11 protein-coding genes and 1 pseudogene are annotated in these 17,536 nt (G+C 72.2%); 8 read left to right on the top strand and 4 right to left on the bottom strand.

Features of this window, described 5'->3' with window-relative positions; genetic code table 11:
- Window positions 1-62: 62 nt before the first annotated feature.
- The 3 genes from NYF13_RS29590 (at window position 63) to NYF13_RS29580 (ending at window position 2,668) form a co-directional block, all read left to right on the top strand.
- A complete protein-coding gene (locus NYF13_RS29590; protein ID WP_315661184.1) occupies window positions 63-1,082 on the top strand; it encodes a LacI family DNA-binding transcriptional regulator in 1,020 nt (339 codons plus the stop codon).
- Window positions 1,083-1,379: 297 nt separating this feature from the next.
- Complete coding sequence (locus tag NYF13_RS29585; protein ID WP_315661183.1) at window positions 1,380-1,961, top strand: DNA-binding protein; 582 nt, start codon at window positions 1,380-1,382, stop codon at window positions 1,959-1,961.
- A gap of 50 nt (window positions 1,962-2,011) precedes the next feature.
- The gene (locus tag NYF13_RS29580; RefSeq protein ID WP_315661182.1) at window positions 2,012-2,668 is read left to right on the top strand and encodes an RES family NAD+ phosphorylase; all 657 of its coding nucleotides are present in this window, start codon (window positions 2,012-2,014) and stop codon (window positions 2,666-2,668) included.
- A gap of 82 nt (window positions 2,669-2,750) precedes the next feature.
- Here NYF13_RS29580 and NYF13_RS29575 read toward each other — a convergent pair whose 3' ends face one another.
- The gene (locus tag NYF13_RS29575) at window positions 2,751-4,688 is read right to left on the bottom strand and encodes a S9 family peptidase (RefSeq protein WP_315661181.1); all 1,938 of its coding nucleotides are present in this window, start codon (window positions 4,686-4,688) and stop codon (window positions 2,751-2,753) included.
- A 38-nt stretch (window positions 4,689-4,726) separates the two neighbouring features.
- The gene (locus NYF13_RS29570; protein WP_315661180.1) at window positions 4,727-5,692 is read right to left on the bottom strand and encodes a TerC family protein; all 966 of its coding nucleotides are present in this window, start codon (window positions 5,690-5,692) and stop codon (window positions 4,727-4,729) included.
- A gap of 310 nt (window positions 5,693-6,002) precedes the next feature.
- Between NYF13_RS29570 and NYF13_RS29565 the strand changes: the two genes are divergently transcribed.
- From NYF13_RS29565 to NYF13_RS29550, 4 genes are all read left to right on the top strand, one after another.
- Window positions 6,003-8,864, top strand: coding sequence for an alpha/beta fold hydrolase (locus NYF13_RS29565; RefSeq protein ID WP_315661179.1), 2,862 nt, complete (start codon window positions 6,003-6,005; stop codon window positions 8,862-8,864).
- Complete coding sequence (locus NYF13_RS29560; RefSeq protein WP_315661178.1) at window positions 8,861-9,799, top strand: ABC transporter permease subunit; 939 nt, start codon at window positions 8,861-8,863, stop codon at window positions 9,797-9,799. Before NYF13_RS29565 ends, NYF13_RS29560 begins: the two co-directional genes overlap by 4 nt.
- A 61-nt stretch (window positions 9,800-9,860) precedes the next feature.
- Window positions 9,861-10,616, top strand: coding sequence for an enoyl-CoA hydratase/isomerase family protein (locus tag NYF13_RS29555; RefSeq protein ID WP_315661177.1), 756 nt, complete (start codon window positions 9,861-9,863; stop codon window positions 10,614-10,616).
- A gap of 96 nt (window positions 10,617-10,712) precedes the next feature.
- Window positions 10,713-12,116 carry a S28 family serine protease gene (locus NYF13_RS29550; RefSeq protein ID WP_315661176.1) on the top strand — a complete coding sequence of 468 codons (1,404 nt, stop codon included), beginning with the start codon at window positions 10,713-10,715 and terminating at the stop codon, window positions 12,114-12,116.
- Between the two features lie 1,058 nt (window positions 12,117-13,174).
- On the opposite strand, the gene uvrB is transcribed toward NYF13_RS29550, so the two are convergent.
- Window positions 13,175-15,334, bottom strand: coding sequence for an excinuclease ABC subunit UvrB (uvrB, locus tag NYF13_RS29545; protein WP_315661175.1), 2,160 nt, complete (start codon window positions 15,332-15,334; stop codon window positions 13,175-13,177).
- Window positions 15,335-15,576: 242 nt separating this feature from the next.
- Between uvrB and NYF13_RS29540 the strand changes: the two genes are divergently transcribed.
- On the top strand, window positions 15,577-16,095 hold the full coding sequence (locus NYF13_RS29540) for a DUF402 domain-containing protein (protein ID WP_315661173.1): 519 nt from the start codon (window positions 15,577-15,579) through the stop codon (window positions 16,093-16,095).
- Between the two features lie 94 nt (window positions 16,096-16,189).
- On the opposite strand, the pseudogene thrS reads toward NYF13_RS29540, so the two are convergent.
- Window positions 16,190-17,395, bottom strand: a pseudogene (thrS, locus tag NYF13_RS29535) (threonine--tRNA ligase); the annotation flags it as partial.
- Window positions 17,396-17,536: the final 141 nt, after the last annotated feature.

The following is a 17,536-nucleotide window of genomic DNA, read 5'->3' as shown; positions in this document are numbered from 1 at the left end:
TTACCCGGGACGCTATTCTCGACGCGTCGGGGTGTCAAGGAAACCGGGGACGAGGAGTTCGGGTGGCCACCATCAGCGATGTAGCGGCGCGGGCCGGGGTCTCCACGGCGACCGTGTCGAGGGCGCTGAACGGGAAGTCCACCGTGGATCCCGAACTGGCCGCGCGGGTGCAGGTGGCCGCCGAGGAGCTCGGCTACCACCCGAACGGCCTGGCCCGCAACCTGCGCCGCCAGGAGACGGCGGTGCTCGCGCTGATCATCTCCGACGTGGAGAACCCGTTCTTCACGGCGATCGCGCGCGGGGTGGAGGACCTCGCGCAGGTCTCGGGGTACTCGGTGGTGCTGTGCAATTCCGACGAGAACGAAGACAAGGAGCGCCGCTACATCGACGTGGCGCTGCAGGAGCGGGTCGCGGGCGTGGTGCTCTCCCCGACCGGCCGCTCCACCAACGTCGACCACCTGCGCCGCCAGGGCACGCCGGTGGTGGCCGTCGACCGTCCGCTCGCCGGCCCGGACGGCGACCAGGTCCTGGTCGACACCCGGCTCGCCGCCCACGAGGCCACCCGGCACCTGGCCGACGGCGGCTACCGGCGGATCGGCTGCCTGAGCGGCCCCGCGGGCGTGCGCACCGCCGACGACCGGCTGGCCGGCTACCGCGACGCCGTCGGCGAGGACCGCGCGCTGTTCCGCCGCACCGAGTACCGCGCGGAGGGCGCCCGGGTGGCCGCGCTGGAGCTGCTGGACCTGCCCGAGCCGCCGGACGCGCTGCTGGTCGCCAACAGCACCATGACCATCGGGGCGCTGCAGGCCCTCACCGGCCGCGGCCTGCGCCCCGGCCGCGACGTCGGCATCGTCTCCTTCGACGACGCCCCGTGGGCGACGCTCATCGACCCGCCGCTGACCGTCGTCGCGCAGCCCGCGTACGACATCGGCCGGGTGGCCGCGCAACTGCTGCTGGCCCGCATCGCCGACGGCGCGCGCGAACCCACCACGACCACCCTGGAGGCCCGGTTGATCGAACGGCAGAGCTCGCGCCGCCCGGGCGCGGGCCGGTCCGACGACGTGCCCGGGGGGCCGGTGTGACGCCGGCCGCCCAGGCACGCCCCACCCCCTGTCCCCCCAGCGCCGGTGGTCCTGGAGGACACCGGAGCCGCCGCAGCCCGAGGCGGGAAATCGATTACCAACAGAAGGTAAAGGCGCCACGCCAGGGTGTCAAGCGCGCGAAAGCCTGGACAACCGGGGCTCGCCCCGGGCAGACTGACTCCCAATCGCCTACGCATCGTGTTTGATGCTGTGCACTCCGTGTCGATCTCTGGTGAATTCACCCACAGATCCGGTGAACAACCGCACGAACCCGCACACACAAGCTAATCTGAGCGCATGTCACCCGCGCTGGAGACCGTCCTCGCCAAAGCCGGCCTCAAGGCCGACGCGAACGAGTTCTTGACGCTCGTGGAGGACGCGGCCCGCAGGCTTTCGCCACCCAACCCGGACCCGTCCCACTACTTCTCCCCCGACCAGCGGGCCGCGCTCACCGAAGTCGGCCTCGACCTCTCGCCCCGGCACGAGGACGAACCGGACTTCCGCGCCCGCACCGTCGCCGCGCATGCCGTGCTCGCCGACTCCGCGCTGAGCGTGCCGGAAGCGGCCCAGGCGCTCGGCGTCGACGACAGCCGCATCCGGCACCGGCTCAAGGAGGGGCGGCTCACCGGCTGGAAGGACCAGGGCTGGCGGCTGCCGTCCTGGCAGTTCAACGGCTCGGGGGTGCTGCCCGGACTGGAGGTCGTGCTGCGCGCGGTACCCGAGGACCAGCCCGCGCTGGTCGTGGCCGCGTTCATGAACACCCCCCAGTCCGACCTGGTGATCAGCGACCGGCCGGCGACGCCCCGGCAGTGGCTGCTCTCCGGCGGCGACCCGGAGCTGGTGGCCGCTCTCGTCGCCACCCTGGGCTCGCCGTTCTAGGCTGAGCCCCCCAGCGAGATCACCCACACAGGACGGACGACCCCCGACGCATGGCCCGGCTCCCCCTGCCGCCCGCACGATCCGCCCTGGTCAAGGAACTGGACCGGACCCACGACGTGGTCTCGGTGCCGCCCGAGACCAGGCTGGTCCGGATCTTCACCGCGCACGGCAGCCACCCGCAGCAGTGGAACACGTTCCGCTACACCGGCCCGCTCCCGCACGGCCGGTTCGACCAGCAGCCGCCCGGCCGCGGCGGCCAGCCCGTCACCGATCCGGCCAACGGCGTGCTGTACTTCGGCCTGACCGTGCGCACCAGTGTCGCCGAGGTGTTCCAGACCAGCTCCACGGTCGACCGCAAGACCCGCGGCCCGCGGCTGGTCGTGGTCCGGCCGACCCGCACCCTGCGGCTGCTCGACCTGACCGGCCTGTGGCCGACGCGGGTGGGCGCCTCGCAGGAAATCTCCAGCGGCCCGAAGAAGCTCACCCAGGCCTGGGCCCGCGCCATCCGCACGGCCCTGCCCGACCTCGACGGCCTCTGGTACCGCTCCTCGATGGACGCCGGCGACCCGTCGCTGTGCCTGTGGGACCCCCCGGCCGGTGCCGCCCTGCCGATCGCGCCCGACGTGCTGCTGCCCCTGGACCACCCCGGCCTCGACGTGCCGCTGGGCCGGGTCTGCGAGGAGCTGAACTACACACTGCTGAACTGACCGCGCGGCCCAGCCGGGGCAGCGATCCGAAGGGGGCCGCGGCGGGTACGTGAACCAAACGCGGCCTCCCTGGACCGGGCTCCTAGCCCAGGTGCCGCGCCCACCACTGCAGCACGGCTTCGAACCGCTGTACCCGGTGCCGGGGGCGGCCCGAGCGGGTCAGCTCGTGGCCCTCGCCCGGGAACAGCAGGAACTCCACGTCGGCACCGGACTCGCGCAGGGCTACGAACATGCGCTGCGCCTGCTCCAGCGGGCACCGCCAGTCCTGTTCGGAGTGCACCACGGCGAACGGGATGGAGATGTCCGCGGCGTAGGTCAGCGGGCTGCGGTCGCGCTGGACCTCGGGGTCGGGGCCGATGTAGTTCTCCACGAAGGTGTAGCCGATGTCGGAGCTGCCGACCATCGAGTCCCACGCGTTGACCGCGCGCTCGCTCCAGGCGGCCTTGAACCGCTCCGGGTGGTGCGAGGCGACCCAGCTGGTCATGAACCCGCCGTACGAGCCGCCCATGATGCCGGTCCGCGCGGGGTCCAGGTCGGGCCGTTCCAGCGCCTTGTCCAGCAACGCCAGCACGTCGTCGACGTCCACCGTGCCGAAGCCGCGGGTGATGGCGCGGCCGTGGCTCTGGCCGTAGCCCGCCGAACCGCGCGGGTTGCCGAGCACCACGGCGTAACCGGCGGAGGCGTACACCTGGGCCTCGTCGAACACCGACCAGTCCTGCGCGGCGAACGGGCCGCCGTGCACCACGCGCAGCACCGGGTGCGGGCCCCGGCCCTCGGGCAGCACCAGCCAGCCGTGCACCGGGTAGCCGTCGGGCGCCGTGGTCTCCAGCTCCTCGACCGCGCACAGACCCTTGTCCCGCAGCGTCTTCGAGTAGTCCGTGAGCACGCTGGGGCCGTCCCCGGCGGTCAGCACCACCACATCGCCGGCGGTCTCGGGCGTCGCGGCCACGGCGACGACCGTGTCCCCGTCCGCGGCGAACCCGCGGACCACGACGTGGCCGCCGTGCAGCACCCGCAGATCGGCCAGCACCGCCGCGTCGGCGGTCATCGGCACGGCCCGCAGCTCGACCGCACCACGGTTGCGCACGGCGACCAGCACCTCGTCGCCGTGCGGGACGACCGGTCCGGCGCCGAGTTCGAGATCGACCGTCTCGATGTCGGTCAGCCGGCGGCCCGGTCCGGTTTCCCCGGCGACGGCGGCGTACAGGCCGACGTTGACGGCCTCGAAATGCCCGTCCTCGAAGGACACCCCGTGGAAGAACAGCGTGCCGTCCGGGCCGAACACGGGCAGGTCGAGCGCGCCGTGGCCGCGCACGAGCACCGCGGGCTCGCCGCCCCCGGCCGGGAACGCGACCAGGTCCCGGTATTCGGTCTCCACCCGGTCCCAGTCCTGCGGGACCACGACGACCACCCGCTCGCCGTCGGGGGTCCACACGGGATGCTCCACCTCGTAGTCCGCCGGGGAGACCGGTTCCGGCCCGGCGGCCGGATCGGCTTCCCGGTCCAGCACGAAGAGCCGCCGCACCCGGTCACGCCGGAAGCCGACGTCGTCGATGCGGTAGTCCAGACGCGTGATCCGGCGCGGGGCCTCGGCGGACGGCTCCGGGGTCCGGCCGTCGGCGTCCTCGGTGCCGTAACGTCCCGGCTCCGGCACGCGGGCGGTGAACGCGAGCCGGCGCGAGTCCGGCGCCCACACCGGAGCGTCGGCCCCCAGCGGCATCGAGGTCAGGCACCGCGCCTCGCCGCCGGCGGCCGGCATCACGTGCACCTGCGGGCGGTCGCCGGTACCCGAGCCCGCGCGGAGGAAGGCCACCCAGCGCCCGTCCGGGGAGATCGCCGGTGCCTCGTCGCGCGGGCCGTGGGTCCACGGGGACTCCCCGCCGCCGAGGTCCACCCGGCGGATCGCGCTGTGCCCGGAGTCGGACTCCAGGTCCGGGCGGCCGACCGCGGTGAGCAGCAGCTCACCCCGCAGGGCGGGACGGCCGGGGACGACGAGGGCTTCGATGTCGGCTGGACGCATGACCACGACCGTACCTGATCATTAGCAACGCGAACGATCTATCGGGCGGACAGCCCGGCCCGCTCGTCCCGCTTGGCCTTGAGCAGGCTGGCCACCGTGGTCACGGTCAGCACGACCACGATCACGCCGAGGGAGATCCAGTTGTTGATGTCCAGCCAGTCCGGCGCCACGTGGTACTCGTGCAGCGCGTGCACGACCAGCTTCGCGCCGATGAAGGCGAGGATCACGGCCAGCCCGTAAGTCAGGTACACCAGCTTCTCGACCAGCCCGCCGAGCAGGAAGTACAGCTGGCGCAGGCCCATCAGCGCGAACGCGTTGGCCGTGAACACCAGGAAGGCCTCCTGGGTGATGCCGAAGATGGCCGGGATCGAGTCCACCGCGAACAGCAGGTCGGCCGAGCCGATGGCGACGATCACCACGAGCATCGGCGTGATCATCCGCTTGCCGCCGACCTTGACCGTGTACTTGTGCCCGTGGAAGTCGTCGGTGACCGGGAAGAACTTCCGCACCGCCCGGGTGACGGCGTTCTCCTGGTACTCCTCGTCCTCGTCCTTCTTGCGCAGCATGCTGATCGCGGTCCAGATGAGCACCGCGCCGAACAGGAAGAAGACCCAGACGAACTGCGCGATGAGCGCGGCGCCGACGGCGATGAACACGCTGCGCATGGCCAGGGCGAGCAGGATGCCGACCAGCAGCACCCGGTGCTGGTGGATGGCCGGCACCTTGAACGAGGCCATGATGATCATGAAGATGAACAGGTTGTCGACGCTGAGCGAGTACTCGGTGATGTACCCGGTGAAGAACTCGACCCCGGAGGCGTGCCCGGCGAACACCCAGACGCCGATGCCGAACAGGACCGCGCAGGCGACGTAGAAGACCACCCAGCGGGCGGCCTCACCGCTGGTCACCTCGTGCGGGTTGTGGTCGACGATGAACAGGTCCACGGCGATCAGGGCGAGGATGCCGCCGACCGTTGCCAACCACAGCCACAGGGGGACATTCATGGAACTCAACCTCCGGATAGTGCACAGCAGCGACTAACCGGAGGTCTCTTCCGCCGCCTGCCGGCGACCGACGGTGCCGGGGGCCTGAGCCACCGTGCTGACGGCACCGCCGCGAAGGAATACTCCCCTCACAGCGAGTTCAGTGTGCCGGTTACCGCCCGCAAACACCAGGAAAGGTTGCCCGCGTCACCGGACCGGTGGTGTTGTCCAGATCACAACCGCTCCCGGACGGGTGAGGCCCCTGGCCCGGATGTCGGATCCGTGTGAACCCGGGGCGGCGTTCTCAGCCGGGCTCCCCTAGCGTCGGCGCGTGCCCCGAATCCCGCTCCCGCGCACGCGCGGCTCCCGGTTGACCGCGCTGGCCGCGGTCGTGGTGGTCGTCGCCGCGGCCGTGGCCGTCTGGACCACCAGCGGCTCGCCCCCGTCCGCGATCCGGACCCAGGACGCCCTGCTCGAGCTGCCGGCCGCGCCGGGCTCGGCCGCGAAGGTCCGCATCGACACCACCACCTACCGGCCCGCGAAGACCCCCGCGCCCGCAGTCCTGCTGGCCCACGGCTTCGGCGGGGACAAGTCCAGCGTCGATGCGCAGGCGCGCGAGCTGGCCGGCCGCGGCTTCGTCGTGCTGGCCTGGTCGGCCCGCGGCTTCGGCCGCAGCACCGGCAAGATCGGCCTGAACGACCCGGACGCCGAGGTGGCCGACGCCCGCCGGCTGGTCGACCGGCTGGCCACGGACCCGGACGTGCTCACCGACGCGCCCGGCGACCCCAAGGTCGCCGTGACCGGTGCGTCCTACGGCGGCGCGCTTTCCCTGCTGCTCGCGGGCACGGACAAGCGGATCGACGCCGTCGCACCGGTGATCACCTACAACGACCTGGCCCAGGGCCTGGTCCCGAACGCCGCCGCGGCCCAGCCGCCCGCGGCGGGCACCCCGGCGGCCGGTGAATTCGCCCCCGGCGGGGTGTTCAAGAAGAGCTGGGCCGGCATCTTCTTCTCCGCCGGCTCCGGCTCGGCCGCCTCCGGCGCCCCGTCGGCCGAGGCCCCCGAGGCGGGTCAGAAGACCAGCGAAAGCGGTTCGAACGGCGCTTCGGGTGCCGTTGCGCAGGCCACGGCCCCCGGCGCCCAGGGGGCGCAGCCTCCCGCGGCCGACCCGTGCGGCCGGTTCACCTCCGCGGTCTGCCAGGCCTACACCGAGCTGGCGACGACCGGGAAGGCGAGCCCTCAGACCATCGCGCTGCTCCGCCGGGTCTCCCCCGCTTCGGTGACCGGCCGGATCACCGCGCCGACGCTGCTGGTGCAGGGCGAGAGCGACACGCTGTTCGGCCTCGACCAGTCCGACGCCACCGCACGCCAGATCAGCGCGGCGGGGGGCAGGGTGAAGACCGTCTGGTACACCGGCGGCCACGACGGCGGCGTGCCCGGACCGCAGTTGCGGGCCAAGATCGGCGACTTCCTGTGGCATTCGCTGACCGGCGAGGGGGCCGACCCCGGCACCGGCTTCAGCTACGACGTGCAGGGCACCCTGCGGGCCAACGGCACGCCGTCCGTGCGCACGGTCAACGCCGACGCCTATCCCGGCCTCACCGGTCCGGGCACCGAGCGCCGCCCGGTCGCGCTCACCGGCCCGGTGCAGCCGGCGGTGCGCCCCGCGGGCGCCAACCCGGCCGCGGTCAGCGGTCTTCCGGGGCTGAACGGGCTGGCGTCGGTCTCGTCTCGGCTGGCCCCGCTGTTCAGCACCGACCCCGCGGGCCAGGCGGCGCAGTTCCGCACCGCGCCGTTCGACCGCCAGGTGCTGGTGGCGGGATCGTCCACAGTGCACCTTCGGGTGGCGGCCGACCCGGCGCACCCGCTGCCCGAGGCGGTGCTGTTCGCGAAGCTCTACGACGTGGGCACGGACGGCTCCCGGGTGCTGCCGGCCAACGCCGTCGCACCGCTGCGGATCGGCCCGCTGCCCGCCGACGGGACCCCGGTCGAGGTCACGGTCACGCTGCCCGGCATCGTGCGGCCGATCGAAGCGGGCCACTCGCTGCGGCTCGTGGTCGGCACCACCGACCAGGCCTACTCGGTGCCGGCCGAGCCCGGGGTGTTCCGGATCGGGCTCGCGCCCGGCTCCTCGCTGGCCGTGCCGGTCGTGCCCGGGGTCTCCGTGGGCACGCCGGCGCCGGCCGGGCCGCTGATCGGCATCGGCGTGACCCTGCTGGTGGCCGTCGTGGCCCTGGCCTTCGCCGCCCTGCGCCGGCGGCGCGCGCACGACCTCGACCCGGAGCTGGCCGGCACCCCGCTGGTCATCCGGGGGCTGCGCAAGCAGTACGCGGGCGGGTTCGTCGCGGTGAAGGACCTGTCCTTCCGCGTCGAGCCGGGCCAGGTGCTCGGCCTGCTCGGGCCCAACGGCGCGGGCAAGACGACCACGCTGCGCATGCTGATGGGCCTGATCACGCCGACCGAGGGCGAGATCAGGGTGTTCGGTCACCGGATCACCCCGGGCGCGCCGGTGCTGTCCCGGATCGGGTCCTTCGTGGAGGGTTCCGGCTTCCTGCCGCACCTGTCCGGCCGGACGAACCTGGAGCTGTACTGGGCGGCCACCGGGCGGCCCGCGGAGAAGGCGCACTTCGCCGAGGCGCTGGAAATCGCCGGTCTCGGCGACGCGGTCGAGCGGCGGGTGAAGAACTACAGCCAGGGCATGCGGCAGCGGCTGGCCATCGCCCAGGCCATGCTCGGGCTGCCGGAGCTGATGGTGCTCGACGAGCCGACCAACGGGCTCGACCCGCCCCAGATCCACCAGATGCGCGAGGTCCTGCAGCGCTACGCCGCCACCGGGCGCACCGTGGTCGTCTCGAGCCACCTGCTGGCCGAGGTCGAGCAGACCTGTTCGCACGTCGTGGTCATGCACCGCGGCACGCTGGTCGCCTCGGGCGAGGTCGGCGAGCTGGCCGCGGCCGGCGGCGAGGCCACGTTCCGGGTCGACGAACCGGACGCGGCCATCGTGGCGCTGAAGGCCGTCGAGGGCGTCACCGACCTCATCGCCGAGGGCGGACTGGTGCACGCCAACCTCAACGGGGTGCCACGCGCCGAAGCCGTGGCCACTCTGGTGCGCGCCGGGGTCGCGGTGGAGCAGGCCGGGCCGCGGCGCCGGCTGGAAGACACGTTCCTGCAGCTGGTCGGGGAGAACTCATGAACGACACCACCGGTTCGGGCGGGGTGCACACCGACCCCGCCGCGCTGCGGGAACTGAGCGACCTCGCGTCGCACGAGCGGACGGAGACCGGCCCGGACGGCGCCGTGGCCGGCTACCGGGCCGAGCGCACGCTACGGCTCGGCGTGGAGCTGAAGCGCCAGCTCAAGCGGCGGCGGACCCAGCTCGTGCTCGGGTTCGTCGTGCTCCTGCCGTTCATCCTGGTGGTGGCGTTCGAGGTCGGGCAGTCCAGCCCGAACGCCCGCTCGGGCGGGTTCGTGGACCTGGCCACGGCGAGCGCGCCGAACTTCGTGGTGCTCGCGCTGTTCGTGTCCGGGACCTTCCTGCTGCCGATGATCGTCGCGCTGTTCTTCGGCGACACGGTGGCCAGCGAATCTTCGTGGTCGAGCCTGAAGTACCTGCTCGCGATCCCGGTGCCGCGGCACCGGGTGCTGCGGCAGAAGGCGATCGTGTCCGGCCTGCTCTCCGCCGCCGCGCTGGTGCTGCTGCCCCTGGTCTCCCTGCTGGTCGGCGTGCTCTGGTACGGCACCGGCGACGCGATCAGCCCGACCGGCGACTCGGTGAGCTTCGGGCCGAGCCTGGTCGCCCTGGCGCTGTCCACTGTGTACATCGTGGTGCAGCTGGCCTGGGTGGCCGGGCTGGCGCTGCTGCTGAGCGTGTCGGTCGAGGCCCCGCTCGGCGCGGTCGGCGGAGCGGTGCTGGTGGCGATCCTGTCGCAGATCCTGGACCAGATCACCGCGCTGGAAGGGCTGCGCAACTACCTGCCCACGCACTACTCGTTCGCCTGGATCGACCTGATCTCCACCGACGTCGACTGGTCGGACATGGCCGGCGGGGTGCTGTCCTCGCTGATCTACAGCACGGTGTTCCTGCTGCTGGCCGGCCGCCGGTTCGCGCGCAAGGACATCACCAGCTGACCGGGGCCGTCCCCCGGTTTCCGTCCGACGCGGGCGGCCGGGGGACGGTACGGTCGCTCGCGTGACGATCGAACTCGAACTCGACGCCGGCATCGCCGTCGTCACCCTCGACCACGGCCGCGGCAACACCCTCGACACAGCCACCTGCCGCGAACTCGTCCTGCAGCTCGCGGCGGCCGAAGCCGCCGGCGCCCGGGCGGTCGTGCTCACCGGGGCCGGCTCGATGTTCTCCGCGGGCGTCGACCTGGTCGGCATCGACGAAGGCGGGGCCGGGTACGTCAGCGAATTCCTGCCCGCGCTGTCCGACGCATTCCTGGCGGTCTTCGGCTTCCCACGGCCGGTGGTGGCCGCCCTCAACGGGCACGCCATCGCGGGCGGGCTGGTGCTGGCCGCCGCGTGCGACCACCGGGTGCTCACCGACGGCCCGGCCCGCCTCGGCGTCACGGAACTGCTGGTCGGCGCGCCGTTCCCGATCGCGGCGCTGGAGATCCTGCGCTGCGCCTACGGCACGACGCCGCTGCCCGGGCTGATCTACAGCGGTGCGGCCGTGCCGGGCGAGGACGCGCTGGCCCGGGGCCTGGTGGACGAGATCGCGCCGGCCGGGGAGGTGCTGGGCCGCGCCCGTGAGCTGGCCGCGCGGCTGGCCGAGCTGCCCGCCGAGGCGTTCGCGCACACCAAGGCCCAGCTGCACCGGCCCTACCACGAGCGGATCGCGGAGAACCAGCCCTCCGACGACGAGCAGGTCGAGCGGATGTGGCGCTCCGAGGCCGCGCTGGCCGCGGTCAAGTCCTATGTGGACCGGGTGCTGCGCTCCTGAGCCACCCGGGAAGACCCGCCGTTGGTGGCTTGTCCGGTCCCGGAGAGTCTGTGAAGATCCGACGACTGGGGGGTCGTCCGGGTGTTCGGAGGGAACTTGCGCAGGTTGCTCACCGTTTTTTCCACTGTTCTTCTCTCGGCCGCGGCGGTGGTGGGAGGCGCGCCCGCGGCGGGCGCCGACTCCCCCGGCGGCGACATCGAGGAAGCCCTCGCCACCGTGCCGGGGCTGACGGTCGTGTCCGAAGATCCGGCGCCGGCCGGGTTCCGCTTCTTCGAGCTGACCTTCACCCAGCCGGCGGACCACCGGAACCCGCACGGGCCGACGTTCCAGCAGCGGTTCACCCTGCTGCACCGGGACTTCGGCGCACCGACGGTCGCCTTCACCAGCGGGTACAACGTCTCCACCGCACCCAACCGCTCGGAGCCCACGAGGATCGTCGACGGCAACCAGCTCTCGATGGAGTACCGCTACTTCACCCCGTCGCGGCCGGAGCCGGCCCGCTGGGCGCAGCAGCTCACCATCTGGCAGGCCGCGGCCGACGAGCACGCCGCCGTGCAGGCGTTCAAGCGGATCTACCCGGGCAAGTGGCTGGCCACCGGCGGGAGCAAGGGCGGCATGACGGCCACCTACTTCCGCCGGTTCTTCCCCGGTGACGTCGACGGCACGATCCCCTACGTCGCGCCGAACGACGTGATCGACCCGATCGACCGCTACAACCGGTTCCTGGCCAACGTCGGCGACCCCGCCTGCCGCGCGTCGCTCAAAGCGATCCAGCGTGACGCGCTGAAGCGCCGCGATGAGCTGGGCGAGCTGGCGAAGGCTGATGCGGCGAAGAAGGGCTTCACGTTCACCACCGTCGGCTCGGCGGACGAATCGCTCGAGCTCGCGGTGATCGATTCGTACTTCGCCTTCTGGCAGTACCAGCCGGCGTCCGCGTGCGCCTCGGTGCCGAAGGCGGGCGCACCCGCCGCGGACGTGTGGGCCTGGTTCGAGCGAATCGAGAGCCTGAACACCTATTCCGACCAGGAGCTAACACCCTTCGTGCCGTACTACTACCAGGCGGCGGTGCAACTCGGTTCGCCCGAGGCGTATGACAGCTACCTGCGGGACCTGCTGCGTTATCCGGGCGCCGATCGGCCGTCGACCTTCGTACCGGCTTCGGTGAAGCTGCCGCGGTTCGACTACCTCGCCATGCCGGACATCGACTTCTGGGTGAAGTCGCAGGGACAGCGGCTGCTGTTCGTGTACGGCTCCAACGACCCGTGGAGCGCCGAGCCGTTCGAACTCGGCTTCGGCAGCCGAGATTCGTACCGCTACTTCGTGCCGGACGGCAACCACGGGTCGAACATCGCGCAACTACCCGCGAAGCAGTCCGCCGAGGCCACCGCGACGGTCCGCCGCTGGGCCGGCTTGCCCGACCAGGCCCCGGCGGCCACGCGTTCGGCCGGCTTCCCCGGTTTCGACGCCGACCCGCTGTCGGTCTCGCGACCGCCGCTCTAGACTCGGGCCCGTGGGAAGCCGCGGCCCCGGGTTCGGGCTACCACAGCGAGGACCGGGCCAGCAGCACCGGCACGGTTCGTGGGGAGTAAGCGCCCCGAGAACGCCGGGCGATGGCCGCTGGCAACTCCGCCAGCGGCCATCGCCACGTTCCGCAGCGCGGCGTGCAGGCCATCCGCACCGTCGACGGCGATGTGGACGGACGCCAGCCGAAGCCCCACAACACGGCGACACAGGCGAGCGCCGATCACCGCCGGCGAGAAAACGCGCCCGCCGCGACGATGGTCGACCCAGGTCGGCCTCACACCCGGCGGCTGCGACCCCCGGCGAGCAGCGGGGTGGTAGATCGAGCGGACAGCCAGCACCCGGTGGACAGCCGGAGCGCTCAGGGAGGCGCACCGGCGGCCAGCCGCCTGAAAGTCGATGCCGATGCGAGCGGACGTACCGAACCGCAGCCAGCCGAGGTACCGAGGAGACCGGGAACGGTGGGGCAGCCAGGGGGACGGTGGGGCAGCCAGCCAAGGGCGCTACGGCGGCGGCCAGGGACGGTGGGGCAGCCAGCCAAGGGCGCTACGGCGGCGGCCAGGGACGGTGGGGCAGCCAGCCAAGGGCGCTACGGCGGCGGCCAGGGACGGTGGGGCAGCCAGCCAAGGGCGCTACGGCGGCGGCCAGGGACGGTGGGGCAGCCAGCCGGGCCGCTAGGGCTGCGGCCAGGGCAGTTGGGGTAGCCAGCCAGGGCACCGCGCGGCCAGGGAGATTGGGTAGCCGGTCACGGCGCTGGGCGGCCGGGGAGGTTGGGGCAGCCAGCCGGCGGCGCTGCGACGGCCAGGGGACGGCGAGGCAGTCACCCTAAGCGCTACGGCGGCCAGGAACGGTGGGGCGAACGGGGAGGTGGGCGACCGGACCACCGCCACCGCCGGACCGCCGGACGGCGGCCACCGCCGGGCGGCGGCTGCGGGCATCAGCGAGCGGCGGCTGCGGGTACCGGCGATGGGTGGGTGCTGGTGCCCGCAGGGCCGAGGCGGTTGTCCGGTGGGACCGGGCCGGTGGAGGTCACCCGTTCACTTGATGCCGGCGGCGTCCATTCCGCGTAGCTCCTTCTTCAGGTCCGAGACCTCGTCGCGGAGGCGGGCGGCCAGCTCGAACTGGAGGTCGCGGGCGGCCTGCATCATCTGCTCGGTCATCTGCTGGATCAGGTCGGCCAGCTGGGCCCGGGGCATGGCCGAGACGTCCTTGTCGACCAGCATGCCGGAGCTGCGGACGCGGTCGCCCTGTTCGGGCTTCTTGCCGCGGGAGGAGTTGCGGCCCGAGCCGCCGACCGGGACCGTCTCCTCGGAGTCCTCGGCCTCGCTGTAGACGCGGTCGAGGATGTCGGCAATCTTCTTGCGCAGCGGCTGGGGGTCTACGCCTCGCTCCTCGTTGTAGGCGACCTGCTTGGCGCGACGACGGTCGGTCTCGTCGATGGCGTGGCGCATCGAGTCGGTGATCTTGTCGGCGTACATGTGGACTTCGCCGGAGACGTTGCGGGCCGCGCGGCCGATGGTCTGGATCAGCGAGGTGCCGCTGCGCAGGAAGCCCTCCTTGTCCGCGTCGAGGATCGCGACCAGGGACACCTCCGGCAGGTCCAGGCCCTCGCGCAGCAGGTTGATGCCGACGAGCACGTCGTAGTCGCCGGCGCGCAGCTGGCGCAGCAGCTCGACGCGGCGCAGGGTGTCGACCTCCGAGTGCAGGTAGCGCACCCGGATGCCGAGCTCCAGCAGGTAGTCGGTGAGGTCCTCGGACATCTTCTTGGTGAGCGTGGTGACCAGCACCCGCTCGTCCCGTTCCGCGCGCTCGCGGATCTCGTGCACCAGGTCGTCGATCTGGCCCTCGGTCGGCTTCACCACCACCTTCGGGTCGACCAGACCGGTCGGGCGGATCACCTGCTCCACGAACTCGCCGGCCGCCTGGCCCATCTCGAACGGGCCCGGCGTGGCCGACAGGTACACCGTCTGGCCGATCCGGTCGGCGAACTCCTCCCAGGTCAGCGGGCGGTTGTCGGTCGCGCTGGGCAGCCGGAAGCCGAACTCCACCAGGTTGCGCTTGCGCGACATGTCGCCCTCGTACATGCCGCCGATCTGCGGGACCGTCTGGTGCGACTCGTCGATGACCAGCAGGAAGTCGTCCGGGAAGTAGTCGATCAGCGTGGCCGGCGCGGAGCCGGCCGGGCGCCCGTCGATGTGCCGCGAGTAGTTCTCGATGCCGGAGCAGAAGCCGACCTGGCGCATCATCTCGATGTCGTAGGCCGTGCGCATCCGCAGCCGCTGGGCCTCCAGCAGCTTGCCCTGGCGCTCCAGCTCGGCCAGCCGCGACTCGAGCTCCCCCTCGATGCCTTTGATCGCCTTCTCCATGCGCTCCGGACCGGCCACGTAGTGCGTGGCCGGGAAGATCCGGACCTCGTCGAGCTCGCTCACGATGTCGCCGGTGAGCGGGTGCAGGTAGTACAGCTTCTCGATCTCGTCACCGAAGAACTCGACCCGGATGGCCAGCTCCTCGTAGGCCGGGATGATCTCCACCGTGTCGCCGCGCGCGCGGAAGGTGCCGCGGGCGAACGCGATGTCGTTGCGCGTGTACTGCACGTCGACCAGCGCGCGCAGGAACACGTCGCGGTCCAGCCGCTCCCCGACCTTCAGCAGCGAGGACCGGTCGAGGTAGGACTGCGGCGTGCCCAGGCCGTAGATGCAGGACACACTGGCCACCACGATCACGTCGCGCCGCGAGAGCAGGTTCATCGTCGCGGAGTGGCGCAGCCGCTCGACGTCGTCGTTGATCGACGAGTCCTTCTCGATGTAGGTGTCGGTCTGCGCGATGTACGCCTCGGGCTGGTAGTAGTCGTAGTAGCTGACGAAGTACTCGACCGCGTTGTGCGGGAACAGCTCGCGCAGCTCGTTCGCCAGCTGCGCGGCCAGCGTCTTGTTCGGCGCCATGACCAGCGTGGGGCGCTGCACGCGCTCGATCAGCCACGCGGTGGTGGCCGACTTGCCGGTACCGGTGGCGCCCAGCAGCACCACGTCCTTCTCCCCCGCCCGGACCCGGCGCTCCAGCTCGTCGATGGCCGCCGGCTGGTCACCGGCGGGCTGGTAGTCGCTGACGACCTCGAACCGGCCGCCGGACCGGGGGACGTCGGAGACCGGCCGGAACTCGGACTGGGCGAGGACGGGGTGTTCGGTTGCGAAAGCCACGAGAACAAGAGTAGGCCGACCCACCGACAGTTTTCCGTCGCGGAGTCGGTGAAGGGGGTGTGACCTGCGCCGAAAGGGAGTTTCGGGGGCCGGTGGCTCGGCCACGGCCGGACGAATGGCAGGGAGGTTGCGCGGGCCTGTTCGGCAACCGCAGCCGCAGCGGTCACACCGGTCCCAGCCGCCACAGGGCGACCCGGGTGAGAAACGTCCGGTTCCAGCCCGGGGCAGGGTTAGATGGGCGGATGACCGACCTGCACCCGCCGAAGGTGGAGACCTTCGACCCGGCCACTCGGGTCAACGTCGATCCCAAGGGCTTCACCAGGGAGGTGGAGGAGTTCCGCGAGGAGCCGTTCGGCCTCTACCTCGCCCGCCCCACGCCCGGGCGTGCCCAGTTCCACTACCTGGAGTCGTGGCTGCTGCCGGGGCTGGGGCTGCGGGTCACCGACTTCTGGTTCACCCCCGGGCACGAGCGGGACCAGGACTTCTACCTCGACGTGGTCCGGCTGCGCCGCGACGGGGACCGCTGGATCGCCACCGATCTCTACCTCGACCTGGTGCTCAAGGACCGGGTCTCGGTGCGCGTGATCGACAACGACGAGCTGGTCGCGGCCGTCGCACAGGGCCTGCTGCCGCAGTCCGAAGCCGAGTACGCGCTCGAAGTCACCTACGCCGCTGTCGAGGGCCTCGCCGCGCACGGTTACGACCTCGCCGCTTGGTTGTCCACAAAGGACATAACGCTGACCTGGCGGCGGCACCCCTGACCCCGCGCCCGAGGAGAGCTTGGAGCCACGAGCCTGCGCCCGACCGGGTGCGGGTCAGTGAGGCGGGTGCAAAAGGTCACCGTCGGGAGGGCCCCTAGCCCCACAGGTCGCTCCCCCGGTCTCCGATCCGCGCGGAGACCCGGTCGAGGAACTCGCCGACGGCCAGGGCGGGGACCTGTCTCCCGTCCCGCAGGCGCAGGGCGACCAGCGCGTTCCCAGCTTCGGCGGCGCCCAGCACCGCCTGGTACGGGACGAGGCGGCCGGCGCGGATCCGGGCGCCGAGGCTGCCCCGGCCGGGCGCCGCCAGCTCGGCCCGCAGGCCCGCGTCGAGGCAACGCCGCACCACCGAGGCCGCTTCGGGGAGCTGGGCTTCGGACACCGGCAAGACCAGGACCTGAACCGGTGCGAGCCACGGCGGGAACGCGCCCCCGTGCACTTCGACCAGCAGGGCCATCGCGCGCTCGAGGCTGCCGAGCACACTGCGGTGGACCAGCACCGGCCGGTGCGCGGCGCCGTCCGGGCCGGTGTAGCGCAGGTCGAACCGCTCGGGCTGGTGGAAGTCGGCCTGCACGGTGGACAAGGTGCACTCGCGGCCCGCGTTGTTGACGACCTGGACGTCGATCTTCGGGCCGTAGAACGCCGCTTCACCGGCCTCCGGCTCGTACGCGATGCCGCTGCGGTCGAGCGCTTCGACGAGCCACGCGACCGCACGGTCCCAGCCTGGGCGATTTTCCTCGGGCAGCGAAAGCCGGTAGCGCGCCGGGCGGAGGCCGAGGTCCCGGTGCACCTGGCGGATCAGCTCCAGCGCACCGTGCGCCTCAGCGGCGACCTGGTCCGGGGTGCAGAACAAGTGGGCGTCGTTGAACTGGATCGCGCGGACGCGGTTCAGCCCGCCGAGCACCCCGGACCGCTCGGCCCGGTACATCCCGCCCAGTTCCGCGATCCGCAGCGGCAGCTCGTGGTGGCTGCGCGCCCGGAAGCGGTAGACGAGTGCGTGGTGCGGGCACAAGCTGGGCCGCAGCACCAGTTCCTCACCGCCGAGGGTCATCGGCGGGAACATGTCCTCGCGGTAGTGCGCCCAGTGCCCGGACCGCTCGTACAGCGCGCGTTTGCCGAGCACCGGGGAGTACACGTGCTGGTAGCCCGCGCGGCGCTCGAGATCGCGGACGTACTCCTCCAGGGTGTGGCGGACGACGGCGCCGTCGGGCAGGAGGAACGGCAGTCCGGCACCGACCAGCGGATCGGTGGCGAACAGGTCGAGCTCCCGGCCGAGCCTGCGGTGATCGGGCACGGGGGTCTCCTCGGTCTCGGCGAGACGGGTGACCGCACGGCGAAGCCCCGGGGCACCCGCCCCGGGGCTTCGCTACTGCTCAGGTGTCAGCGCGCCGGGTCGGCTTCCGGCGTGGTCGTTTCCGCGGCGCGCTGCATGGCGGACACGCTA

Source organism: Amycolatopsis sp. PS_44_ISF1 (assembly GCF_032335455.1).
Classification (GTDB): domain Bacteria; phylum Actinomycetota; class Actinomycetes; order Mycobacteriales; family Pseudonocardiaceae; genus Amycolatopsis.
Note: the sequence above shows the minus strand (reverse complement) of the source record. Positions and strands in the feature narration are given on the sequence as shown.